We start from the raw sequence: 23,520 nt of genomic DNA, 5'->3' as shown, positions 1-23,520 counted from the left end.
CCTGTCCCCGGAAAATAGGCCCATCGATGTCCCGACGTCTCGCAGTGACCGGAGGAGCCGCGCTGGCCGCGCTCCTGTCCTTCCCCGTCCTCGCACAGCAAGGGCACGATGGGCCGCCGCCCGATCACGATGGCCCGCCGCCGATGTCAGCGGAAGACCAGGCGCTGAGCGAGGCGCTGCGCGCGCGCATGGGCGACACCAGCACCCAGATGCAGAGCGTGCCCATCCCCGAGAGCGCCGCCGAGTGCGGCGACACACCCGGTTATGCGCGCATGCTGTGCCTGATTGATCTGCTCAAGGCGGATATCTCCGACGACGACATCCTGCAGAACCTCCAGCATGACTACTCCCTCGCTGAGGCCGAGAACTGGAGCAATCTGCCCGCTGGCGCCTTCCCGAAACGCCCCGGCGTGCTGCTGGGCGAGCTGAACATCAAGCAGCGCGGCCTCGTCAAAGCCATCATGCTGGAAGCCACCGGCCACGCGCCCGATGAAGGCTTCGACGAGATGCTCCAGACGCTCAACGCCGATGACTACATCAACACCGTCAGCACCGACTACAAGGCCGGTTACTCCTCCTACAACACCAAGTTCGCCTTCCTCGGCACGCCCGGCGAGACCGGCACCTGGGAGCTGTACTACGGTGGCCACCACATGGCCTTCGCCAACACCTATACCGACGGCAAGCTGGCCGGTGCCACGCCCTCCTTCCGTGGTGTAGAACCCTTCCCCTATTTCGAGATGAACGGCCGGGTGAACGAGCCGCTGACCCAGGAGCGCGATGCCTTCGCCACCCTGTTGAGCTCGCTCTCCGATGACCAGAAGGCCGAGGCCACGCTGGCAGGCACCTACCGCGATATCCTCGCTGGCCCCCAGGCCGACGATGCCATCCCCGAAAGCTATGAAGGCCTGCCGGTCTCCGAGTTGGATGATGACCAGCGAGCGCTGCTGCTGACGGCCATCGAAACCTATGTGGACGACATCTCCGCCCCCGAAGCCGCGGCCTACATGGAGAAGTACACCTCCGAGCTTCCCGAGACCTATCTCGGCTTCTCCGGCACGCCGCAGGTCAGCGCCGAAAACGATTATGTGCGCATACACGGCCCGTCGCTGTGGATCGAATTCTCGTTGCAGTCCAACAAGTCCACCGACAAGGTCGGCAACCATCCGCACTCGGTATGGCGTGACCGCACCGACGACTACGGCGGCCAGAGCGAATGACCCGCAGCTCGCCGTGGCGCGCGGCGCTGCTCACGCTCGCGGTGATGATCGGCGGTATTGCCACGGGAATCAGCGGCATGGGTGTCAGCGGCATGGGCATCATCCAGTCGGCTCACGCCCATGCCCTGCCCGGCAGCACGCTCATCTTCCAGCAGCAGCCGCAGCACACGCTCAAGCTCACTCTCCAGTTCCCGCGTGAAGACCTGCTGATCGCAGCGCCACAACTGGCAGCGCTGGGTGACGCCAAGCCCGATGCTCCCTTGGCGCAGACGCTGACAGATCAACTCAGCGACTATCTCAATCAGCATCTGGCACTCTCCAAGGATGGCGACGCGCTACCGCTGACGCTCACCGAGGCGCATCTCACCTCCACCTATCAGCCACAACTCGGCGACTACCTGCTGGTCGTCACTCAATGGAATGTGAAGACCGAGCAAGCCGATCTGGACTCACTGCTGCTGAAGTACGACGCCGTGATGCACGAAGTCCGCAATCACCGCGCCGAAGTCGAATGGCAAACTCCCGCAGGCGACACCCGCCTGTTGGCCGACTTCGGCTTCTTCCACTCCGCCCACGGCGTCCGGCTCGATCTACGCAAGGCCAGGCAGGCGCCAGCCAAGCAGGAGTGAGCCGAGCTGGAGTAAACAAGGCGGTAAGCGTTTCCTGAATCGCGCCCACAAAAAAGCCCTTCCAGCCAATGGCCAGAAGGGCTTTTTGCTTGCTGCGTTCTCGTCTCGATCAGCTCAAGAGACCGTCAAGACAGAACGCTGCGTCAGCTCAGCGAGGGGGGATCGTCAGGCGATCATTCCCACTCGATGGTGGCCGGCGGCTTGCTGCTGACGTCATAGGTGACGCGCGAGACGTGCTCCAGCTCGTTGATGATGCGGTTGGAGACCTTCTCCAGCAGCTCATACGGCAGGTGCGCCCAGCGGGCAGTCATGAAGTCGACGGTCTCGACGGCACGAATGGCGATGACCCACTCGTAACGACGGCCATCGCCGACGACGCCGACGGACTTGACCGGCAGGAAGACGGCAAACGCCTGGCTGGTCTTGTGGTACCAGTCGAAGTTGTGCAGCTCTTCGATGAAGATGGCGTCGGCTTCACGCAGGATATCTGCGTATTCCTTCTTCACTTCACCGAGGATACGCACGCCCAGACCCGGCCCCGGGAAGGGGTGACGGTAGACCATGTCGTAGGGCAGGCCGAGTTCGAGGCCGACCTTGCGGACTTCGTCCTTGAACAGCTCGCGCAGCGGCTCGACCAGTTCCATCTTCATGTCGTCCGGCAGGCCGCCGACATTGTGGTGGGACTTGATGACGTGAGACTTGCCGGTCTTGCTGGCAGCGGATTCGATCACGTCCGGGTAGATGGTGCCCTGAGCGAGGAAGTCGACATCCTTGAGCTTGGCGGCTTCGGCATCGAACACTTCGATGAAGGTGTTGCCGATGGCCTTGCGCTTGGCTTCCGGGTCGCTGACGCCAGCCAGCTTGCCGAGGAAGAGGTCTTCGGCGTCAACACGGATGACCTTCACGCCCATGTGGCGAGAGAAGGTTTCCATGACCTGGTCGCCTTCCTTCTTGCGCAGCAGGCCGTTGTCGACGAAGACGCAGGTCAGCTGGTCGCCGATGGCCTTGTGCAGCAGCGCCGCGACCACGGAGGAGTCGACGCCGCCGGACAGGCCGAGCAGCACCTTGCGGTCACCGACCTGAGCGCGAACGCGATCCGTGAGGTCTTCGATGATCTTGGCCGGAGTCCACAGACGCTCGGACTGGCAGATCTCGATCACGAAGTGCTCGAGGATGCGCTGGCCCTGCAGGGTGTGGGTGACTTCCGGGTGGAACTGCACGCCGTAGAACTGCTTCTCTTCCCACGCCATGGCGGCGATCGGGCAGCTCGGGGTGGAGGCGGTGACGGTGAAGGTCTCCGGGACTTGCGCGACCTTGTCACCGTGGCTCATCCAGACGTCGAGCAGCGGGCGGCCTTCGTCGTCCAGGTGGTCCTTGATGTCCTTGAACAGCGCGGACTCACCGTCGACACGAATCTGGGCATAGCCGAATTCGCGCATGTTGGAGCCTTCGACCTTGCCGCCGAGCTGCTCGGCCATGGTCTGCATGCCGTAACAGATGCCGAACACCGGCAGACCCATCTCGAACACGCACTCAGGCGCACGCGGCGAGTCCAGCTCGGTGACGGATTCCGGGCCACCGGCCAGGATGATGCCGTTGGGGTTGTACTCGCGGATCTCTTCTTCGGTGATGTCGAAGGCACGCACCTCGGAGAACACGCCCAGCTCACGCACGCGACGCGCGATCAGCTGTGTGTACTGGGAACCGAAATCGAGGATCAGGATCTTGTGGGAATGGATGTCTTGCATCTTCAGTCTCTCATTGGGGAGTCGTGAGACCCGCTTCGGAGCTGCGAGGGAGCGCAGGGCCGAAACAATCTGGCGTCGAGGGTAGCCGATACCGAAAGTTCGTTCGACCCAAGCAAAGCGGGAACCCGTGTTGGGCTCCCGCTTTGCGTCGCGCTTCGCTATGTATCAGTCGCGCCGATAGTTGGGCGCTTCCTTGGTGATCTGCACGTCGTGGACGTGGGATTCGGCGAAGCCGGCACCGGTGATCTGCACGAATTGCGGCACGGTGCGCATCTCTTCGATGGTCTGGCTACCGGTGTAGCCCATGGAGGCACGCAGGCCGCCCATCAGCTGGTGCACGATGGCGCTCATCATGCCCTTGTAGGGCACGCGGCCTTCGATGCCTTCCGGTACCAGCTTCTCGACGCCGGCATTCTTGTCCTGGAAGTAACGGTCGCTGGAACCCTGGGTCTGGGACATGGCGCCCATGGAACCCATGCCGCGATACGCCTTGTAGGTACGACCCTGGAACAGCTCGACTTCGCCCGGCGCTTCTTCTGTCCCGGCGAGCAGGCCGCCGATCATGACGATGCTGGCGCCTGCGGCGATGGCCTTGGCGATGTCACCGGAGAAGCGGATACCGCCATCGGCGATGACCGGCACGTCGTACTTGGCCATGGCGGCCGCGACGTTGGCGACGGCGCTCATCTGCGGCACACCGACACCGGCGACGATACGCGTGGTGCAGATGGAACCCGGGCCGATACCGACCTTGACGCCGTCTGCGCCGGCTTCTGCCAGGGCGATGGCGGCTTCAGCGGTCGCGATGTTGCCACCGATGACCTGAATCTTCGGGTGGTGCTCCTTGACCCAGGCGACGCGGTCGATCACGCCCTTGGAGTGACCGTGAGCGGTGTCGACGACGATGACGTCAACGCCGGCTTCGGCCAGTGCAGCGACGCGGTCGGGGGTTTCCGGGCCTGTGCCGACGGCGGCGCCGACCAGCAGGCTGCCGTTGCTGTCTTTTGCCGCGTTCGGGTAGGTCTTGACCTTCTCGATGTCGCGAACGGTGACGAGGCCGCGCAGGCGGAACTCTTCATCGACGATCGGCATCTTCTCGATACGGCTTTCCTGCAGCTTGGCCTTGATCTGGTCCAGCGGCGTGCCTTCCAGCACGGTGACCAGCTTCTCGCGGCCGGTCATGATGCCGGCGACGGTATCGCTGAAGTCAGGCTGGAAGCGCATGTCGCGACCGGTCACGATGCCGACCAGGTATTCGCCCTCGACCACCGGGAAGCCGGAGTAGCCATGCTCCTCGGACATTGCCAGCAGATCCTGGATCTTGGCCTTCGGGCTGACAGTGACCGGGTCACGCACGATGACGCTTTCGTGCTTCTTGACCTTGCGGACTTCCGCGGCCTGCTGGGCGATGCTCATGCTCTTGTGGATGATGCCGACACCACCTTCCTGCGCCATGGCGATGGCCAGGCGAGCTTCGGTGACGGTATCCATCGCAGAGGAGATAAGCGGGATATTGACGCTGATGTCGCGTGTGAGACGTGATCTCAGGCTGACGTCCTTGGGGAGGACCTCGGAGTAGCCGGGGACGAGAAGAACGTCATCAAACGTCAGAGCTTCTTGCGCTATACGTAGCATGTCGAACGCCCAGTAGCAGTTTATGAGGGATGCGCGAAAGCCGCAGTGCAGGGCCCGATGGACAGGCGCCATGACTACGGTTCTAGCGGTTGCTGCGAGGTAATCACCCATGATAACCCATTCGCCCCGCCCGAGACAAACGTCGCAGGCTATCAAACTCGCAACTTCACGTCCCGACGACACTAACCATCTGGTCAACTAAAGCCACGGATGGCGCGGCCTGCGGGCTGGCGGGCGGTGAGTCACCTTGCCAGAGCCGAGCCTTGCTGGGTGCCGGCCAGCGCATCCCGAGGATCGCTTTGGATCGTCTCTCGCTTCTCGCCTGTGGCATCATTGTCTTGTTCACTTCACAAGCTTCAGTGCTTCACAACTTCAATAGTCGCCCTCACTCAAGCTCCCCGTCAGCTCCAGCACAAGGAATGTCGCGTGTTCGAAACCTCGTCTGCCGCCAACGCCATCAGCGTGACCCAGCTCAACCGCGAGGCCAAGGGCCTGCTGGAGCGAGGCCTGGGGGAGCTCTGGATCGAGGGGGAGATCTCGGGCTTTTCGCAGCCGCGCTCCGGCCACTGCTACTTCACGCTCAAGGATGACAACGCCCAGGTGCGCTGTGCGCTGTTCAAGAGCCGCGCCCAGTTTCTGCGCGAGAAACCCAGGGATGGCGATCGGGTGCGGGTGCGCGCCAAGGTGTCGCTGTTCGAGGCGCGTGGCGACTATCAGCTGATCGTCGAGGCGTTGCAGCAGGCGGGGCTGGGGGAGTGGCTGGCGCGACTGGCACGCCTGAGGGAGCAACTGGCGGCCGAGGGCGTGTTCGCCAATCAGCGCGCCCTGCCCCATCCGCCGCGCCATCTGGGCGTGATCACCTCCGCCACCGGCGCGGCGCTGCAGGACGTGATCGCGGTGACGCGCAAGCGCTGGCCGCAGGCGCATCTGAGCGTGTTGCCGGTCGCCGTGCAGGGGCCGCAGGCGGTGCCGCAGCTGATTCGCGCGGTGGCGATGGCCAATCGCGACAGCGACTGTGATGCGCTGCTGATCACGCGTGGCGGCGGCAGCCTGGAAGACCTGTGGGCCTTCAATGATCAGCATCTGGCGCGCGCCATCTTCCACTCGCGCCTGCCGGTGGTGGCCGCCATCGGCCACGAGACCGACACCACCCTGGCGGAGCTGGCCGCCGACCTGCGCGCGCCGACGCCCTCTGCTGCTGCCGAGGCGCTGTACCCGGACCAACGCGCCCAGGTGCAGCAACTGACCGCCCTCAAGCAGCGCCTGTGGCGCGCGCAGCGTGCCCGCCTCGATCAGGCGGCGCAGCGGCTGGATCATGCCCGCTCGCGCCTGCGTCATCCGGCGCGTGAGCTGGAAACCCAGCGCCAGCGTGCCCGCGAGCTGGAACGCCGCCTGCACACCGCAGTGCGCATGCGCATGACCAGTGAGCAGCAGAAGGCCGATCAGCTGACCCGCCGCCTGCAGCAGGCCAGCCCCGCGCGCGATATCCAGCGCCATCGTCAGCAACTGGCGATGCTGACCCCGCGCCTCAACAACGCCCTGCCACGTCGCCTGGCCGCTGATCGTGAGCGCCTGGAAGGCGCGATGCGCGCGCTGAATGCAGTCAGCCCGCTCAATGTGCTCAACCGTGGCTACGCCATCGTCGAGCGTGTCGGCAGCCAGACGCCGGCACCCGGCGACAGCAAGGTGATTCGCGCCGCCCACCAGACCCAGCCCGGCGAGATGCTCTCGATCCGCCTCGGCGAAGGCCGCCTCGCCGTCGAGGTCAAACGCCGCTACAAGCCGCGCCCCTGATCCCCTGCCTTGCCTCGGCATGACGAGAACAAGACGCAAAAAGCCCCGCTACCTGAACAGGTAACGGGGCTTTTTCATGAGCGCTTCACGTCCGATACACCAAGCCGCTTTTGCACTCACGCTTTACGCGCGTGGGCTTGCAAGAAGCTGTGGGCCGCTTTTGACCTTACGCCTTTCGCGTGGCTTCGGACGCGATAAACCTAGAAGTCAGGCGGTCCCTGCTCGGCGCCCGGCTTGAACACGCCCGGCTCCAGATCATGTCGTCCCAGCAGCTTGTAGAAGTCGGTGCGGTTACGTCCGGCGATACGCGCCGCCTGGGTCACGTTGCCTTCGGTGATCTTCAGCACCTTGATCAGATAGCTGCGCTCGAAACCGGCACGCGCCTCGGAGAAGGACGGCAAGGCGTTCTCTTCCGCGGCCAGCGCTTGGGAGACCAATGCTTCCGGAATCATCGAGGAGCTGGTCAGGGCGACACACTGCTCGACCACGTTGACCAGCTGACGCACGTTGCCCGGCCAGGCACTGGAGGCCAGCAGGTTGAGCGCTTCCGGCGAGAAGCCCTTCACGAACGGCTTGTGGCGCGCGGCGGCCTGGCTGATCAGATACTTGGCCAGCAGCGGCACATCCTCGGCACGCTCGCGCAGGGCGGGCAGCTTCAGATTGACCACGTTGAGGCGGTAGTAGAGGTCTTCGCGGAAGTCGCCGTCGTGCATCGCCTTGTCGAGATTGCGGTGCGTGGCGGAGATGATGCGCACATCGATGGGCACCGAGGTGGTGGAGCCCAGCGGGCGAATCTGACGTTCCTGCAGTGCCCGCAGCAGCTTGACCTGCAGCGACAGCGGCATGTCGCCGATCTCGTCGAGGAACAGGGTGCCGCCGTCCGCCGCCTGGAACAGGCCCTGGTGGGCGCTGACCGCGCCGGTGAACGAGCCCTTGGCGTGACCGAACAGTTCGCTTTCCAGCAGCTGCTCCGGCAGCGCGCCACAGTTGATGGCGACGAAGGGACGCGAGGCGCGCGGGCTGGCGTTGTGGATGGCCTTGGCCATCAGCTCCTTGCCCGAACCGGACGGGCCGGTGACCAGCACGCTGACATCGGATGCCGCCACCATGCGCGCCTGCTCGAGAATCTGCTCCATCTGCGGGGAGCGAGTGATGATGCCAGCGCGCCAGGCATCGTCACCCTCCTTTACGGGCGGCGCCTGGGCCAGCGCCTCATCGATGGCGGCGAACAGCTCGTCCTTGTCGACCGGCTTGGTCAGGAAGCTGAACACGCCCTGACGGGTGGCACTGACGGCATCAGGGATGGAGCCGTGTGCGGTCAGCAGGATGACGGGCATGCCCGGCTGACGCTTCTGCAGCTCACCGAACAGGGCCATGCCATCCATTTCATCCATGCGCAGGTCGGACAGGACCAGGTCTGGACGTGCGGCTTCGAGACGGCTGAGCGCCTCGCGGCCACTGCTGGCCGTCGTGACCTTGAAGCCACGGCTTTCGAGACGCATGCCGAGCAGCTTGAGCAGGCTCGCATCATCATCGACGAGCAGAATATGCGCTTGTGCGTATTTCACACTAACTCTCCTTGCGACACCCGAGGGCCTGGGACATCGACGTCGGGGCCGCACAGTCTTGCGTCATGCAATCGCGGGGATTGAGTGACAGGGTCGTGGCCAGAGTCTGCCGCTGAGGATTCAGGGCGTGCTCTGGCGGCGCGAATTGATCGATTCTTCGATGGCCGTCAAGGCTTCCAGCTTCTTGGTCAGCTGGGCGTTCTCGGCGCTGAGCTTGCGACGGGCACCGTCATTCTTGTCACGCTCGGCGATCAGACCGCGACGCTCCTCGAGGCCATTGAGCCACTGACGAAGCAGCGGCTGCAGGCGGCTCGGGGCGGTGGGCAGGTCCGCCTTGTAGAGGTCGGAGGCCAGCTCCCAGTCCGATTCATCGCCCCAGCTGAGCACGATGGCACGCGCGAGACGACGGTCGTGGCGGTTGCCTTCCAGCTGCAACAGGGTGCTTTCACGCCAGCCGCTGTTGCCACGCTGGGCCTGCAGCGCGAAGGCGACCCATTCATCCAGCAGGCAGTCCTCGCCGGTGAAGTCCGGCAGGTCGCCGGCGCCATAGCAGCTCTCCCGCACACTCGGGCTGACCACTTCCGGCTCGCTGCCCGGCATGGTGATATTGGTCAGGGCGCCACAGGCGCTAAGCGTACTGAGCAACACGCCTGCAGCCAGGCGCATCAGTAGTCGTTGACCCTTCATCACTTCAGTTCCTTGCGTGCTTGATGGCGTTCAATGACGCCATTTCATGTGGTGTGGACTGCTGATCCGCTCCGGCGGCATCCCTGTCTGCCTGCGGTTCATGCTCGCTGCCTTCCCCTGACGTCAGCGAGCGACTCGGTGTCGGCAATGTCAGCCGGAAGCAGACATCCGCCTTGGGGTCATCCACCAGCGCCAATTGACCAAATTGGGCGCGGGCGCTGTCAGCGGCGACCGAGAGACCGATGCCGGAGCCCTTGAGCGGGCCCTTGCGCTTCACCGCGCCCTGATAGAAGGGCTTGAACAGGTGGTCACGGTCCTGGGCGGCGATGGGTTCACCGCTGTTGGCGACTTCGATGATCAGCTTGCGACGCTCCTTGCGGGCTCTCAACCACAGGTCACCGCTGTCTTCGCCATAGGCGATGGCATTGGAGATCAGGTTGTCGAGAATACGCCCGGTACGCGGCCTGTCCGCCTCCCAACTGAGGCTGGCAGGCGGAAGATGCACGCGCATGCCCTTCTTTTCCAGTGCCAGGCGATGTTTCGCCAGCACTTCCTTGAACACTTCATGCACATCGAAGCGGCTCTGTTCGAGGCCCTGATTGTGCTGCAGCAGATTGTAGTCGAGGAGTTGCTCGATCAGCTTCTGCAATTCCTTGCTGGAGTCATCCAGCAGACCAAGAATCTCGGTCTGGTGCGGACTCAGCGGCCCGGCGACCTCGTCGATCAGCAGGCCGGTGCCTTCACGGATGCTGGCCAGCGGGGTCTTGAGCTCATGCGACATGTGACGCAGGAACTGCTGCTTCTGCTCCTCGAGCTCATCCAGACGCGTCGACAGCCAGTTGAGACGCTCGCCCAGCTGCACCAGCTCCGCCGGCCCCTTGATGACGATGGGTCGCTCGCTGTCGGTGCCGCTACCCAGGCCATTGATGCGGCGCTCCAGCTGCCGGATGGGACGGATGATCAGCCAGGTGAAGAACAGCATCAACAGCAGACTGATGGAGACCAGCGCGGCGGTCTGCCACCACAGCTGATTCTTGACCTGAGAGGCGCGGGCGCGGATGCCTTCGATACGCGCATCGACAAGTTCACGCGTGGAGTTGAGCAGGCCGCTGGCCTGGATCGAGAAGGGCCCGAAGTCTTCCAGATGGCGACTGACCTGGTCGACGCTCATCTCGGGCATGCGCTCGAGCTGTGACAGCGTCGCCTTCAACTCGCTGACGCGAGGGTCGCCCTCGCCCAACAGCCGCGCCTGCTCATCCAGCAAGGTGCGGAAGCTGTTGGCCTTGTCGGCGTAGATCTTCATCAGATCAGGGTTTTCCAGCACGGCGTACTGGCGGGCGCTACGCTCCATCTCGACGGCGAGATTGGTCAGCGTGCGGGCGCGGCGGGTCTGGTCGACAGCCTGGCGGGCACTGACATCCGCCAGTTCCGACAACTCCGACAGCGCCTGCCCTGCTTGAAACATGAGCACGGCAATCGGCAGCATCACCACCAGAAATGCCATCAGAACCAGCTGCGGCAGCGAGCGGGGACGCCAGCGTCGTGACACTGTGGAGGCCATGGAAAGAACTCTATGCAAGAAAGGGGTGGTCATCATCGAATCACGTCTTCCTAGAATACCAGAGTTCACCAGCGTCCATCGCGGTTGCCAGTTCGTTAATAAATACGACTCTTATTCAAATCAATACGCCGCCACGAGACAAACCGCCCCATTGGCAACGTTTCGCATGAAATTGTTGCCCATTCAGCGCTAGACGCACAAAAAAAGAGGGCCGGCATAGCCGGCCCCAAGTACGCAGGGAACTGAAGGGTCAGTCATCACGTGGTGCCTCTGGTACCTGGAGACCAGAGGCACTACGTGATTGGCGGGCCTGACAGGTGGTCTGCCTGTCAGTCCCGGGAGAAAAGAACGTCACCTGGTGGTCGTTCCAGGTCAGTTGACGTTCACGCCGGACAGCGTCCGCGCTCCCTATCGGATGTGAAGCAGGGGGCAACACATCGCAATGTGGATGATCGAGTCGGATGGCTTGCCGACTTGCCCGCCTCGATCGTCAATTCGGGGATGACGGCAGCCAATCTCTCCGGCTACCGCATCGGTTTCGGGCATCCTTGCCCGGGCGTCCTTGCCCTCAAGATACTGTCCATGCCCACCAGGGGCCGTACCTGTCTCATCGCAACCTGAAGTCACACATCGCGTGGAGCAGACGCTTGGCCTGTCAGCGATCACGGAGCGCACAGGGTAGTGAGTACCGTCATCGCTGGAAGGCCAGAGAAAGGGGCCGGTGATGCGCCTCATATCTCTTGCTCACGGTACCTATTGCCAAAGGCGTGCCATAAACGCGAAAACACATTACAAAACAATGACTTGAAATGACGATCACGGCGACAGGCATGCCAATGTTGCCCAGGGCGGCACACAGAGTCGTGTTTTACTGGCCGATTCGTCGCGATTTGCCAACACATATACGGGTCATGCTATTTTTCCCTTCTGAATCAACGTCTTGAAACGTCTCCTTTGCAAGACAATCCCGCAAGGGGTGAGGGAAAACTGCGACACCTATGCAAGAACACCCACTGATCAGCCCTCATCGAGGGGGTCATCAGCGGGTGTTCTCCGGGCGATTCACACTGGCAGGCAAGTGAGGTGTGACTAGAGCGACTTGAGCAATACCTTGGAGTTACGCGCCGAGTTGTAGGCCTCGCGACGCATGGGCGGCAGGTCTTGCAGGCCGGCCGACACGAAACCGTGCTCGATGAACCAGTGGACGGTATGGGTCGTCAGCGCATACAGACGCTCGACGCCGGCGCGACGCGCGCGCAGCTCGATCTCGGCCAGCAGCTGCTCGCCGCGCTGTCCGCGGCGATAGTCATCATGCACGGCCACGCAGGCCAGCTCGCCCATGGCGGCGTCACGGCTGAGGTGCAGTGCCGCACACCCGATGACCATGCCATCGCGCTCCAGCACCACATAGTCGTCGATCTCGTGTTCGAGACGCTCCCGCGAGCGGGCCACCAGGATGCCACGCTGCTCCAGCGGCCCCAGCAGCGCCAGCAGGCCACCGACATCCTCGAGGCGCGCCTTGCGCAGCTGCTCATAGCCCTGACGCGTGATCATGGTGCCGATGCCGTCACGGGTGAACAGCTCGCCCAGCAGGGCGTCACGGTCGCGCCAGCTCAACAGGTGAGTGCGCCCGACGCCGCGCCGTGCGGCGCCACAGGCAGCGGCCAGGTGGCGCGACAGCTCACTGTCGTCATCGCGGGGCGGCGCCATCAGCGCGGCTTCCTCCGGATTGAGCTGACGCAGCAGCTCGCCGTCTTCGCCGAACAGGCCCTCCCCTTCGCCAAGCAGGATCAGCTTGTCAGCGGCCAGCGCCACGGCGGCATGTTCGGCGACCTCAGCGGCGTCCAGATCGAACACCTCGCCGGTGCTGGAATAGCCCAGCGGCGGCAGCACGACGATGGCCTGCTGCGAGAGCAGCCCCTGGATCGCCTCACTGCGCACGCGGCGCACCTCGCCACCATGCAGAAAGTCGACGCCATGACGCACACCCAGCGGCTTGGCCATCACCAGATTGCCGGAGACGGCGGAGAGCTCGACGCCATGCAGCGGCGTATTGGGCAGCCCCTGGGATAGACTCGCCTCAAGGCGCAGACGCAGCGTGGCGACCTGCTGCTCCAGATGGCCGAGAATCTCGCGCGTCACCACCCAACGGCCCTGATGGCGGTCCGCCTCGATACCGGCAGCCTGCAACGCCTCGGCCACCTGCGGGCGCACCCCGAACACCACCACAAGCTTCACGCCGAGGGTATGCAGCAACGCCAGATCCTGTATCAACTGCGTTCGTCGTGACGAGGACAGGGCATCGCCCTCGATCAGAATGACGAAGGTGCGGCCGCGATGGGCATTGATATAGGGAGAGGAGTTGCGAAACCAGTCCGCGAAGGGGAAACGCGTGTTCAAGAGCCAGCTCCGGGCAGGAGAGAGGGAAAATGGCATGTCAGGCATGCCCATGAATCATCATATCAGCGCCGCAGCCTGCACGGCGAGCGGTGCCCCCTGACATCCATGTGTCAGACACGAGAAAGGCGACCCGAAGGTCGCCTTTCTTGTTTTACCAATTCAGCTCTGGATCATGCGTCGGCTTAGCCGAACATGCCCTTGAACATGAAGAAGAACAGGATCGACAGGATCGCGCCGGCCGGCAGAGTGATCAGCCAGGACATCACGATGGTGCCGATGACACGCAGGTTGAGCGCTGCCATGCCGCGTGCCAGGCCCACCCCCAGCACCGCACCGACGAGGGTGTGGGTGGTGGAGATCGGCAGGCCGGTGCCGGAGGCCAGCACGACGGTCGAGGCGGCGGCCAGCGTGGCCGCGAAGCCGCGTGACGGCGTCAGCTCGGTAATGCCGGTGCCGACAGTGGCAATGACGCGACGACCATAGGTGACCAGGCCGACGACGATACCGCCGCCACCCAGCACGAGGACCCACCACGGCATGCTCGCCTTGGCGCCGATCTGACCGGCAGAGTCGACGACGCTGATGATGGCCGCCAGCGGACCGACCGCATTGGCCACGTCGTTGGAGCCGTGGGCGAAGGCCATCGCACAGGCGGTGAACATCATCAGCAGGCCGAATACCTTCTCGACGCCGCTGAAGTCGAAGTCGTCACCGGTGGCGCGATTCTTCTCCTTGAGGCGTGAACGCGCGACCTTGCGCTCCATCAGCACGCCGATACCCATCACGATGGCGCCGATGACGACGGCCAGCAGCAGGCTGGATTCGAAGCTCAGGTGCAGGCCGACATGCTTGAGACCCTTGACCATGGTCACCATCGAGATGATGAAGCCGACCAGGAACATGTACATCGGCACGTAGCGCTTGGCGGCCGCGAACGGGTCTTCGTTGTCGAAGATCAGCGTCTGCACGGACTTGAACAGCACGAAGGCGATGGAGCCCGCCAGCAACGGCGAGACCAGCCAGGAGGCCGCGATCTGACCGACCTTGGTCCATTCGACGGCATCCACACCCAGACCCGCAGCGGAGAAGCCGACGATGGCGCCGACGATGGAGTGGGTGGTCGAGACCGGCCAGCCCTTCATGGAAGCGATCAGCAGCCAGATACCGGCGGCCAGCAGCGAGGCCAGCATGCCGTAGACCAGGAACTGTGGATTCTCGATCAGCAGTGACGGGTCGATGATGCCCTTGCGGATGGTGTCAGTCACCTCACCACCGGCAAGCCAGGCACCGAGGAATTCGAAGATCACGGCGATGATGATCGCCTGCTTGATGGTGATCGCCTTGGAACCTACCGAGGTTCCCATGGCATTGGCGACGTCATTCGCACCCACACCCCATGCCATGAAGAAACCGAACAGACAGGCAAGAATGACGAGCACATCGCCGTATTGAGCAATGATGGACATAGAAGACTCTTGGACAGATGGCAGGACGTCCTGATGGCGCTCAGCGCGCCATCAGGATCTGCAGTCGGGTACCGACCTTTTCCGCTTGGTCAGCCACATCGCCGACCCAATCGATGATCTTGTAGAGGAAGATCACATCGACGGGCGGGAGACTGGCTTCCAGCGAGAACAGGGTCTGGCGGATGGCGATCTGCTGTTCGTCGGACTGCTTCTCGAGCTCATGCAGCTCGTTGATCAGCTTGTCGACCAGCTCGCTCATGTTGCGCCCGAAACCGGACTCGACGAGGTCTTCCAGTTCACCCAACGCACGACGCGCCTGGCAGACCGATTCGACCGCAGTCTTGAGATACTCACGCATGGCGGGCACCAGTGCGGTGGGTATCTGCATATGACGACCCAGCATGATCCCGGCGATGTCCTTGGTGACATTCGCGATGGAATCCTGGACATGGATCAGCTCGAGAAGGTCGGAGCGCGAGACCGGCAGGAACAGCGAGTTGGGCAGGTTGAGACGCAGCTGCGTCTTCAACTCGTCCGCTTCACGCTCCAGCCCGCTGATGGTCTTGCGAATGCTGGCTGCCTGCTCCCAATCACCCTGCTCGCAGGCGTCGAAGAAGGTCAGCAAGTGCTGGGCGCACTCGTCGGTCTTGATGATGTGGGTGTGCAGCGCCTTGAAAGGCGAGCGCCCGAACATCGAAGAGAAAGGGTTGGTCGTTACCATAGTGGCCGTCGGCGTTAAGGATTGACGCGCGGAGTGTAGCAAAGCCTTTGTGACGATCACATAACTTTCATCGTAACGTCATGATACCGCCTTGCTGTTGTCATTTACGCAACAACAGCGGCAGTTCGGGGGAACACGAAGGATTCCAGAAGAGAGATTGTCATGTAGCGGCAGGACCCGTGGTCGCTGGCTTTATCCACTGTTCGTAATATAACCAAGGACGTGACGACAGGCAATTGCTGTCACTTCAATGTCATCATGCTGTCATATAAGTGTGATTCTGCCGACAGGCCGATATCCCGCATGCCCTTCCGCCCTCCCCGAGCTTGCCTTGCCGCGGGCCAGGCGCGAGCATGAGACACACGAGCCTTCACCACCATGCACCACGCTTGCCGGAGGCTCTGCGGTCCTGGCGCCGCTGTCATCCTCAACCGTCAGTATCTGTCTTCTTTCATCTGTACAGGGAGTGCCCATCATGGCGCAGGAAATCGAACTCAAACTGGCACTGTCTCAACCCGTCATTGATCGCGATGCCATTCTGGAGACACTGGCGAGCATTGCAGAACTGGCAACGGTCGCCCCCAGGCGGCTCTGGCTGGCCAACACCTACTTCGACACCCCCGAGCATGCGCTGGAGCGCGCGCGCATGGCGCTGCGTCTGCGCCAGAGCGGTGAGGATGCCGACAGCACGGGCGCCCTGCGCCAGACGCTCAAGACCAGCGGCGAGAGCCATGGCGGACTGCATTCACGCGGCGAATGGGAGTGGGAGCTGCCCGAGGGCCAGACCGGCCTCGACCTCGACGGCCTGCGTGACCTGCCGCCCTTGCAGGCGCTGGAAGACGGCGCCCGCGAGCAGCTGCTGAGTGCACTCGCGCCCAGCTTCAGCACCGATTTCGAGCGTCATGCCTGGCAGATCGACGTCAAGGCGACACGCAGCGACGAGAATGTGAGCGACGAGCAGGTCACCGTCGGCGTCGAGATGGCGCTGGACCTGGGCGCGGTGAAGGCCAGTGGTCGCGAAGTGGCCATCCAGGAGATCGAGCTCGAGCTGACCGGCGGCGAAGAACTCGCCCCCGAGGTGAGAGAAGGCGTGCTCTGGCAGCTGGCGGATTCACTGGCCAGCCGCCTGGCATTGCGCCCGGCAGATGCCAGCAAGGCCAAGCGCGGTGCGGCGCTGCGGGATGACGAATGGCATGAGAAGACGCTGGATACCGCTGACCCCGGCGCGCTGCTGTCCGCCGCCATCGATGCGCTCGATGCCCACGCCGACCGTCAGGCGAAAGACGACCTCAAGTGGCACGCGCATGCGCTGGCCGCCCTGTCGGCCCTTGCATCACGGCTGGCCGCCAGCCAGCATCCCGGCCATATCCACGCGGTGGCGCTGGTCGAGGCGCTGGAAAGCAGCGACGGCGACGCCTCACAGGACTGGGCGACTCGCGACTTCGGCCAGCACAGCCTGTCACTGCTCGCGACGCTGCGCGGCTGAACCTCAAAACGACACTGACTGCCCAACCACCAGGCGCTAGACCACTGGCTGATGGACAACGGCCGGGCAGTCACTGAAGGTCATACTGAGACATCCCCGATACGCCCTGACATTCATCCGGCGTCGTCACGCCCGTCAAGGAAGCCTGCATGCCTGAACGCCAGGGCCCTGCCAATGAATATGGCAGCACGCCGCAAAGCCCCCCAGCGACATCCTCGCACCCCAGTGACTACGAGCCCGCGACGGGCCGCCTGCGCGCGCGGCTGTTCCACTGGATCTTCGAATCCGATACCAAGGCGGCCAAGGCCTTCGATATCGGCCTGATCCTGATGATCTTCGCCAGTGTCGCCGTGGTGATGCTCGACAGCGTGCCCTCGCTCAATGCGCAATACGGCGAGCTGTTCCGCATCATGGAGTGGGGCTTCACGATCATCTTCACGCTGGAATATGCCGTCCGCCTCTACTGCCTGAAGCATCCCGGCACCTGGGCCAAGGGCTTCTACGGCGTGCTCGACCTGCTGTCGATCGCGCCGACCTGGCTGTCGCTTCTGATACCGGGCGCCCAGGCCCTGCTGGTGGTGCGCGTACTGCGCGTGCTGCGTCTGTTCCGCGTGTTGCGCCTGATGGCCTTCGTCGGCGAGGGCCGCATGCTGGTCGAGGCCATGACGCGCAGCCGGCGCAAGATCCTGCTGTTCTTCATCACCGTGCTCAGCATCGTCACGGTGTTCGGCGCTCTGATCTATCTGATCGAGCCGCCCGAGGCCGGCTTCACCTCCATCCCCAAGGCGCTCTACTGGGGCGTGGTGACGCTGACGACGGTGGGTTATGGCGACATCGCGCCCATCACGCCGCTGGGGCAGTTCATCTCGGCGCTGATGATGATTCTCGGCTACTCGATTCTCGCCGTGCCCACCGGGGTGTTCTCGGCCGAGGTCCTCAACGGCCTGCGCATGCAGCAGACCAGCGACGAAGCCTGCCCGGGCTGTGGTCGTGAAGGCCATGATCGCAACGCCAAGTACTGCAAGTTCTGCGGCACCTGGCTGGACGAGGACACCCGCGACCCGCGCGAGCCGGAACCGGAGCCTGAGACAGAGCCGGAGTCCGAATCTGAAGCTGATGCAGAGACGCCATCGGGGGATGAGACCGCCTCCCCAGGCGACGACTCCCCTGACCGCGACCGCAGTTGACGAAGCCGAGAATCACTCAGCACACGACAACTCCTCGGAAATGACAACGCCCCCGCGACCTCAAGGTCCGGGGGCGTCTTCGTATGGCAAGGCGATGTCAGCGCCGTGAAGCGCTACGCTGTCGCGATCACTCGACGAAGCTCGAGATATCGCCGCGCCCTTCGCGCACGATCACCGGCGGCAGCTCGCGCAGGTCCACCACACTGGTGGTCTCGAAGCTGCAGGCGCCGCCGTCGATGACCAGATCCAGCGCGTGTCCGAAGCGTTCGCGAATCTCTTCGGCGTCCGTCATCGGCAGCTCCTCACCCGGCGGAATCAGCGTCACGCTCATCAGCGGTTCGCGATGGGTTTCCAGCAGGGCGTGGGTGATGGCGTGGTCCGGTACGCGCACGCCGATGGAGCGACGCTTGGGGTGCAGCAGCAGGCGCGGCACCTCGGAAGTCGCCTGCAGGATGAAGGTGTAGGCGCCCGGCGTGTGACTCTTGAGCAGGCGGAAGATGGCGTTGTCGACCTTGGCGTAGGTGCCGATTTCCGAGAGGTCAGAACACACCAGGGTAAAGTTGTGCTTGTCGTCCAGCTGACGCAGGCGCTTGATGCGCTCGATGGCCTTCTTCTCGCCCAGATGACAACCAAGCGCGTAGCCGGAGTCGGTCGGATAGGCGATCACGCCACCCTGCTGGATGATGGTGACGGCCTGATCGATGAGGCGTTTCTGGGGATTTTCGGGATGAATCTGGAAGAACTGTCCCATGCGGTGCTCCTTGCGTCTGGGCACCAGCCCGGCAGGCGGACTGGCGTCACGGTGATCTCTTGATATCACATGGAGGCAGCGTCGGCCGCAAAAAAGGGCGCGATGCGCGGGTGACACCACACGGGCGGCACCTTGGTGCGGGGCGGCGGACTCATGCTGCCGGGCGCCAGCGGGCCGCCGGGGAAGTGGAAGTCACTGCCGACGGAGGCGTAGAGGCCCAGCTCATCGAGCTGACGCGCCAGGTCACGCGCGCGATCGATATTCTGGAAGCCGCTGACCAGTTCCGCGCCTTCACCGCCGGCGGCAATGAAGTCACGCAGCAGCTCGCCACGCTTGGTGCGCGTCAGCTTGTAGCGCATCGGGTGCGCCATCACGGCGATGCCGCCATCGGCACGCACCCAGCCCACCGCCTCTTCCATCTCCGGCCAGTGCGCCTTGACGTCGCCTTTCTGGCCCGCGCCCAGATGCCGCTTGAAGGCGTCCTGCAGGTTGCGTGCAATCCCGGCCTCGACCAGCGCGCGGGCGAAATCCGGGCGTGACAGCGGGCGGTCGCCTGAGCCACTCAGCGTGGCCTGTTCCCGGGCGCGCTCGAAGGCATTCTCGAGCCCGAGCTTTTCCATGCGCGCGGCGATCTCGTGGCTGCGGCGTTCACGCGCCTCGTGCTGCTGCTTGAGACCGGCACTCAGCGCATCGCCGGCGCCCTCGGGCATCAACGCCACGATGTGGATGGTCTGGTTGCGCCAGCGGACCGACAGCTCACAGCCGGGCAGCAACGAGATTCCCTCGGCGCGGGCGGCCTGCTGGGCCTCGAAGATGCCTTCCATGCTGTCGTGATCGGTCAGTGACATGCGTGACAGACCGCGCCGCGCGGCCAGCGCCACCAGCTCTGTCGGTGCCATGCCGCCGTCGGAGGCGGTGGAATGCATGTGCAGGTCGATGTCCGGCACCTCGATATCGGAATCGAAGCGCTCCGGCAGCGGGCGAAACTCGATCGGCTTGCGGGATGCGGAAATCGGCGAAGAGTCGGACATAACGTCGGACACGGGGAACCTCTCGGGATGAACGTCTGTGCCACGCGATGCCTGAGATGCAGGCGATCCAGCGGGCCAGACGTCGGGCAGTATTGGCTGCGATGCGCGCCCGGACACACAGGGGCTTTGTCAGCAGGCAGCAATGGCGGCAGAATGAGCACATGCAGGCAGGGGTGCGCCGCTGGTGTCAGACAGGATACCACTCGCACAGGCCCTTGCCTTCCCGACGGCTGCGTCGTCGTGTTCAGGAGTGCGCATTACCCATGAAGATGTTGCTCGACTTTCTGCCGATCGTGATCTTCTTCGCCGTCTACAAGATGACTGGCGACATGATCATGGCTACCGCCGTGTTGATTCCCGCGACCCTCGCGCAGGTGCTGTACATCTACTGGCGCCACAAGCGCGTCGAGAAGATGCAGCTGGTCACCCTGGCGCTGGTCGTCGTGCTGGGTGGCGCGACCGTGCTGTTCGGCAACAGCTCCTTCATCCAGTGGAAGCCCACCGTGGTCAACTGGCTGTTCGCCGTCGCCTTCCTGCTGTCGCCGCTGTTCGGTGGCAAGCCGCTGGTGGAGCGCATGATGGAAAAGGCGATTCAGCTGCCGCGTCCCATCTGGCACCGCCTCAATCTGGCCTGGGTGGTATTCTTCCTCGCCATGGGCGGCCTCAACATCTACGTCTTCAGCCACTACTCGGAAGACATCTGGGTCGATTTCAAGCTGTTCGGCATGCTCGGTCTGACACTGCTGTTCGTCATCGTTCAGGGCGTCTACCTGTCCCGTCACATGGTGCAGGCCCCTCAGGAAGAGAACGCTTCCTCGACCAATTCTCAAAAGGATGATTCGTGATGCTCTACTCCATTGTCTGTCAGGACGTTGAAGGTAGCCTCGAAGCGCGCATGGCGGCGCGTCCGCCGCATCTGGCACGTCTGGAAGCGCTGCACGCCGCCGGTCGTCTGGTCATCGCCGGCCCCAACCCGGCCATCGACAGCGAAGCACCGGGCGAAGCCGGCTTCAGCGGCAGCGTCATCATCGCCGAGTTCGATTCCCTCGAAGACGCCCAGAAGTGGGCCGATGCCGATCCCTTCGTCATCGCCGGTGTCTATGAAAGCGCCGAAGTGAAGCCCTTCAAGCAGACCCTGCCCTAGCCCGGCGTCCGACCGGTCATCTGACCGGCGGTTTCTCACAGACGACGGACAGCCTGGCTGTCCGTCGTCTGCGTTGCAGGCCTTGCTCTGCCGCTGTCTCGCTGTGCTGCTCTCCCGCTCGACCTCCTGCCAGGAATGCCCGTGAACGATCACCCTTCCTCCCCCCGCCAGCCCGCCCCCGGCCAGTCAGCTCCTGATCAGTCAAATTCGAATCAGACCGCCTCGTCAGCCCGAAAGACTTCGCCGCAGCAAGCGCCGGGCACCGCGGCCCGCAAACCTGCCACGACGCCACCGAGCGCGATCGAGCCTGTCACGGCGTCCGGCGTGGTGCCGGACGTACCACTGGCGCCACTGGCGGCATTGGAGGAGGCGCAGCTCGAGTGGGACGACACCGCACCACAGGCCACCGATTACGGCGATGTGTACTTCTCGATCCACGATGGCCGCGCCGAGACCGTGCACGTCTTCCTCGACAGCAACCGGCTGAGCGAGCGCTTCCGTGACTGGCGGGGAGCGCGCCCCTTCGTGATCGGCGAGACCGGCTTCGGCACCGGCCTCAACATCCTGTGCGCCGCCCAGCGCTTTCTGGCAACGGCGCCCGCCGAGGCGCGCCTGCATGTCATCTCGGTGGAAAAGCACCCGATGCGCGCCGCGGATCTCGAGCGGGCGCTGTCCGCCTGGCCGGACCTCGCCTCACTGGCGAAGCCGCTGGTCGCTCAATGGCCCGCTGCCGTCCTCGGCGTGCACCGCCTGTGGCTGGATGAGCGCATCACCCTGGACCTGCACTTCGGCGATGCGGTGGAGCGCCTGTCGCGCCTGGAAGGTGGCGTGGATGCCTGGTTCCTCGATGGCTTCTCGCCGTCGAAGAATCCGCAGATGTGGTCACCCGAGCTGTTCGCGGCCATGGCAGGTGTCTCGCGCCCCACGGCGACCTTCGCCACCTTCACCGCCGCGGGCTTCGTGCGGCGTGGCCTGCGCGCGGCAGGCTTCGTGTGGCGCAAGGTGCCCGGCCACGGTATGAAGCGCGAGATGATCTGCGGCGAGCTGGACGAGCCGACCGCCGCCGCGCGCGCCGAGCTGATGGGGCTTGATGCCTCACCCGCATCCGGCCATGCCCCCATGCAGGAGCACGCGGTGCGTGGCGCCCTTCATCCGCTGCGTCGTGAGCAGCCCTGGACTCAGGCTCCGCAGCCCGCGCCCATTTCTCGCGAGTCGCATGTCGCGGTACTCGGCGCCGGTATCGCCGGCACCAGCTGCGCCGAGGCGCTGGCGCGGCGCGGCGTGCAGGTCACGCTGATCGATGCCGAAGCCCCCGGCGCGCGCGCCTCCGGCAATCGCCAGGGCGCGCTCTACGTCAAGCTGGCCGCCGAGACCAATCCCGCCAGTCGCTTCCAGCTGGCCGCGCTGCAGTACAGCCGGCGCTGGCTGGCAAGCCTCGACCCCGAGCAGACCCTGTGGTCCGCCAGCGGCGTGCTGCAGCTGGCCACCAGTGAACGTGAGCGCAAGCGCCAGCAGCGCTTCCTCGACAATCACCCGCTGCCCGAGGCGCTGCTCAAGCCGGTCAGCGCCAGCGAGGCCAGCCGGATCGCCGGCAGCGAGATCGCCTTCGACGGCCTCTTCTATCCGGTCGCCGGCTGGGTGCGCCCCAGCGCGCTCTGCCAGCACCTCGCCGCCACCCCGGGCATCCGCTTTCTGCAGGCGCGCATCGAGGCCATTCAGTCGCTGGAAGCCGAGGAAAGCGGGGCCACTGGCAACGGCGCGCCACGCTGGCAGCTGCAGACCAGCGACGGCACCAGCATGGAAGTCGATCAGCTGATTGTCGCGCAGGGGGAGCAGACTCACCTGCCCGAGCCGCTCGCGCATCTGCCGCTGCAGCCGATTCGCGGCCAGGTCAGCGAGATCACGGTAGCGGCGGAACACGCCGCGCTCCTGCCAGCGCTCGACAGCGTGGTGTGCGCCGGTGGCTATGTCTCGCCCTATCAGCGCCACGCCGATGGCAGCGTGACCCTCAGCTTCGGCGCGACCTTCGCCCCACGCGATGAGGATGAGGCGGTCCGCGAGGCGGATCACGCCGCCAATGTCGCTGAACTGCGCAGTGCCTTGCCCGCCTTCGTCGCCGCCTGGGAGCAGGCGCGTGGCGTCAGGCTGGAAGACGATGACTGGCAGGGACGTGTCGCCTGGCGCGCCGCCAGCCCGGACAAGAGCCCGCTGGCCGGCCCGGCACCGGACGCCGCGCAATGGCGTGAGGACTACGCCGCCATGGCCTTCGATGCGAAAAAGCGCGTGCCACAGTCGAGCGGCGCCCACCTGCCCGGCCTGTGGCTCTCCACCGCACACGGCTCACGCGGCTTCACCACCGCCCCGCTGTGCGCTGAGCTGATCGCCTCGCGACTGTGCGGCGAACCGCTGCCGCTGGAACGCGAACTGGCCGAGCACCTGCACCCGGGACGCCGCCTGATCCGCGATATCGTCCAGCGGCGCTGAGAGGTCGG

The 23,520-nt window shown here is 64.3% G+C and carries 18 protein-coding genes; 8 read left to right on the top strand and 10 right to left on the bottom strand.

All coding sequences use genetic code 11. From position 1 onward, the window contains the following. Positions 1–26: 26 nt before the first annotated feature. Both LCW13_RS02080 and LCW13_RS02075 read left to right on the top strand, forming a co-directional pair. On the top strand, positions 27–1,220 hold the full coding sequence (locus LCW13_RS02080; RefSeq protein ID WP_197738698.1) for a DUF3500 domain-containing protein: 1,194 nt from the start codon (positions 27–29) through the stop codon (positions 1,218–1,220). After that, positions 1,217–1,849 (top strand): hypothetical protein, encoded by a 633-nt coding sequence (locus tag LCW13_RS02075; RefSeq protein ID WP_043333720.1) that lies wholly within the window; start codon positions 1,217–1,219, stop codon positions 1,847–1,849. The genes LCW13_RS02080 and LCW13_RS02075 overlap by 4 nt, the downstream gene beginning before the upstream one ends. Positions 1,850–2,022: 173 nt before the next feature. Here LCW13_RS02075 and guaA read toward each other — a convergent pair whose 3' ends face one another. Both guaA and guaB read right to left on the bottom strand, forming a co-directional pair. After that, positions 2,023–3,597, bottom strand: a complete 1,575-nt coding sequence (gene guaA / locus LCW13_RS02070; RefSeq protein ID WP_043333719.1) for a glutamine-hydrolyzing GMP synthase — start codon at positions 3,595–3,597, stop codon at positions 2,023–2,025. Between the two features lie 165 nt (positions 3,598–3,762). Further along, a complete protein-coding gene (guaB, locus tag LCW13_RS02065; RefSeq protein ID WP_043333718.1) occupies positions 3,763–5,232 on the bottom strand; it encodes an IMP dehydrogenase in 1,470 nt (489 codons plus the stop codon). A 426-nt stretch (positions 5,233–5,658) separates the two neighbouring features. Between guaB and xseA the strand changes: the two genes are divergently transcribed. Further along, positions 5,659–7,026, top strand: a complete 1,368-nt coding sequence (xseA, locus tag LCW13_RS02060; RefSeq protein WP_043333717.1) for an exodeoxyribonuclease VII large subunit — start codon at positions 5,659–5,661, stop codon at positions 7,024–7,026. 200 nt (positions 7,027–7,226) lie between these two features. Here xseA and glrR read toward each other — a convergent pair whose 3' ends face one another. The 6 genes from glrR to LCW13_RS02030 all read right to left on the bottom strand — a co-directional run bounded on the left by glrR (position 7,227) and on the right by LCW13_RS02030 (position 15,429). Beyond that, positions 7,227–8,594: a two-component system response regulator GlrR gene (gene glrR / locus LCW13_RS02055; protein ID WP_043333716.1), complete on the bottom strand. Its 1,368-nt coding sequence runs from the start codon at positions 8,592–8,594 to the stop codon at positions 7,227–7,229. Between the two features lie 120 nt (positions 8,595–8,714). Further along, complete coding sequence (locus tag LCW13_RS02050) at positions 8,715–9,281, bottom strand: hypothetical protein (protein WP_052384557.1); 567 nt, start codon at positions 9,279–9,281, stop codon at positions 8,715–8,717. A 4-nt stretch (positions 9,282–9,285) separates the two neighbouring features. Continuing rightward, a complete protein-coding gene (locus LCW13_RS02045) occupies positions 9,286–10,842 on the bottom strand; it encodes a sensor histidine kinase (RefSeq protein ID WP_054555310.1) in 1,557 nt (518 codons plus the stop codon). Positions 10,843–11,931: 1,089 nt separating this feature from the next. Next, on the bottom strand, positions 11,932–13,242 hold the full coding sequence (argA, locus tag LCW13_RS02040) for an amino-acid N-acetyltransferase (RefSeq protein ID WP_043333715.1): 1,311 nt from the start codon (positions 13,240–13,242) through the stop codon (positions 11,932–11,934). A gap of 182 nt (positions 13,243–13,424) precedes the next feature. After that, on the bottom strand, positions 13,425–14,708 hold the full coding sequence (locus LCW13_RS02035; RefSeq protein WP_043333714.1) for an inorganic phosphate transporter: 1,284 nt from the start codon (positions 14,706–14,708) through the stop codon (positions 13,425–13,427). Between the two features lie 40 nt (positions 14,709–14,748). Further along, positions 14,749–15,429 (bottom strand): TIGR00153 family protein, encoded by a 681-nt coding sequence (locus LCW13_RS02030; protein ID WP_043333713.1) that lies wholly within the window; start codon positions 15,427–15,429, stop codon positions 14,749–14,751. Positions 15,430–15,904: 475 nt separating this feature from the next. Between LCW13_RS02030 and LCW13_RS02025 the strand changes: the two genes are divergently transcribed. Beyond that, positions 15,905–16,915, top strand: a complete 1,011-nt coding sequence (locus LCW13_RS02025; protein ID WP_052384555.1) for a CYTH domain-containing protein — start codon at positions 15,905–15,907, stop codon at positions 16,913–16,915. Positions 16,916–17,064: 149 nt separating this feature from the next. Further along, the gene (locus tag LCW13_RS02020) at positions 17,065–18,102 is read left to right on the top strand and encodes an ion transporter (RefSeq protein WP_084589405.1); all 1,038 of its coding nucleotides are present in this window, start codon (positions 17,065–17,067) and stop codon (positions 18,100–18,102) included. A gap of 127 nt (positions 18,103–18,229) precedes the next feature. On the opposite strand, the gene LCW13_RS02015 is transcribed toward LCW13_RS02020, so the two are convergent. Next, on the bottom strand, positions 18,230–18,853 hold the full coding sequence (locus tag LCW13_RS02015; protein ID WP_043333712.1) for an L-threonylcarbamoyladenylate synthase: 624 nt from the start codon (positions 18,851–18,853) through the stop codon (positions 18,230–18,232). 65 nt (positions 18,854–18,918) lie between these two features. Next, positions 18,919–19,884 (bottom strand): PHP domain-containing protein, encoded by a 966-nt coding sequence (locus LCW13_RS02010; protein ID WP_052384554.1) that lies wholly within the window; start codon positions 19,882–19,884, stop codon positions 18,919–18,921. 263 nt (positions 19,885–20,147) lie between these two features. Here LCW13_RS02010 and LCW13_RS02005 point away from each other — a divergent pair, with 263 nt between their 5' ends. The 3 genes from LCW13_RS02005 to mnmC all read left to right on the top strand — a co-directional run bounded on the left by LCW13_RS02005 (position 20,148) and on the right by mnmC (position 23,512). Then, positions 20,148–20,729 (top strand): septation protein A, encoded by a 582-nt coding sequence (locus tag LCW13_RS02005; RefSeq protein ID WP_043333711.1) that lies wholly within the window; start codon positions 20,148–20,150, stop codon positions 20,727–20,729. Beyond that, on the top strand, positions 20,729–21,028 hold the full coding sequence (locus tag LCW13_RS02000; protein ID WP_043333710.1) for a YciI family protein: 300 nt from the start codon (positions 20,729–20,731) through the stop codon (positions 21,026–21,028). Before LCW13_RS02005 ends, LCW13_RS02000 begins: the two co-directional genes overlap by 1 nt. A gap of 141 nt (positions 21,029–21,169) precedes the next feature. Further along, the gene (gene mnmC, locus LCW13_RS01995) at positions 21,170–23,512 is read left to right on the top strand and encodes a bifunctional tRNA (5-methylaminomethyl-2-thiouridine)(34)-methyltransferase MnmD/FAD-dependent 5-carboxymethylaminomethyl-2-thiouridine(34) oxidoreductase MnmC (protein WP_318527670.1); all 2,343 of its coding nucleotides are present in this window, start codon (positions 21,170–21,172) and stop codon (positions 23,510–23,512) included. Positions 23,513–23,520 lie beyond the last annotated feature (8 nt).

The organism is Cobetia amphilecti, assembly GCF_020217465.1.
Taxonomy (GTDB): domain Bacteria; phylum Pseudomonadota; class Gammaproteobacteria; order Pseudomonadales; family Halomonadaceae; genus Cobetia; species Cobetia amphilecti.
The sequence above is the reverse complement of the archived record's forward strand: the minus strand, read 5'-3'. Positions and strand labels throughout refer to the sequence as shown.

What these genes read in the sequence shown, in the direction of transcription:
- LCW13_RS02080 (WP_197738698.1), top strand. Translation starts at nt 27, where the DNA reads ATGTCCCGACGTCTCGCAGTGACCGGAGGAGCCGCGCTGGCCGCGCTC.
- LCW13_RS02075 (WP_043333720.1), top strand. Translation starts at nt 1,217, where the DNA reads ATGACCCGCAGCTCGCCGTGGCGCGCGGCGCTGCTCACGCTCGCGGTG.
- guaA (WP_043333719.1), bottom strand. Translation starts at nt 3,597, where the DNA reads ATGCAAGACATCCATTCCCACAAGATCCTGATCCTCGATTTCGGTTCC.
- guaB (WP_043333718.1), bottom strand. Translation starts at nt 5,232, where the DNA reads ATGCTACGTATAGCGCAAGAAGCTCTGACGTTTGATGACGTTCTTCTC.
- LCW13_RS02050 (WP_052384557.1), bottom strand. Translation starts at nt 9,281, where the DNA reads ATGAAGGGTCAACGACTACTGATGCGCCTGGCTGCAGGCGTGTTGCTC.
- LCW13_RS02045 (WP_054555310.1), bottom strand. Translation starts at nt 10,842, where the DNA reads ATGGCCTCCACAGTGTCACGACGCTGGCGTCCCCGCTCGCTGCCGCAG.
- LCW13_RS02035 (WP_043333714.1), bottom strand. Translation starts at nt 14,708, where the DNA reads ATGTCCATCATTGCTCAATACGGCGATGTGCTCGTCATTCTTGCCTGT.
- LCW13_RS02030 (WP_043333713.1), bottom strand. Translation starts at nt 15,429, where the DNA reads ATGGTAACGACCAACCCTTTCTCTTCGATGTTCGGGCGCTCGCCTTTC.
- LCW13_RS02025 (WP_052384555.1), top strand. Translation starts at nt 15,905, where the DNA reads ATGGCGCAGGAAATCGAACTCAAACTGGCACTGTCTCAACCCGTCATT.
- LCW13_RS02020 (WP_084589405.1), top strand. Translation starts at nt 17,065, where the DNA reads ATGCCTGAACGCCAGGGCCCTGCCAATGAATATGGCAGCACGCCGCAA.
- LCW13_RS02015 (WP_043333712.1), bottom strand. Translation starts at nt 18,853, where the DNA reads ATGGGACAGTTCTTCCAGATTCATCCCGAAAATCCCCAGAAACGCCTC.
- LCW13_RS02010 (WP_052384554.1), bottom strand. Translation starts at nt 19,884, where the DNA reads ATGTCCGACTCTTCGCCGATTTCCGCATCCCGCAAGCCGATCGAGTTT.
- LCW13_RS02005 (WP_043333711.1), top strand. Translation starts at nt 20,148, where the DNA reads ATGAAGATGTTGCTCGACTTTCTGCCGATCGTGATCTTCTTCGCCGTC.
- LCW13_RS02000 (WP_043333710.1), top strand. Translation starts at nt 20,729, where the DNA reads ATGCTCTACTCCATTGTCTGTCAGGACGTTGAAGGTAGCCTCGAAGCG.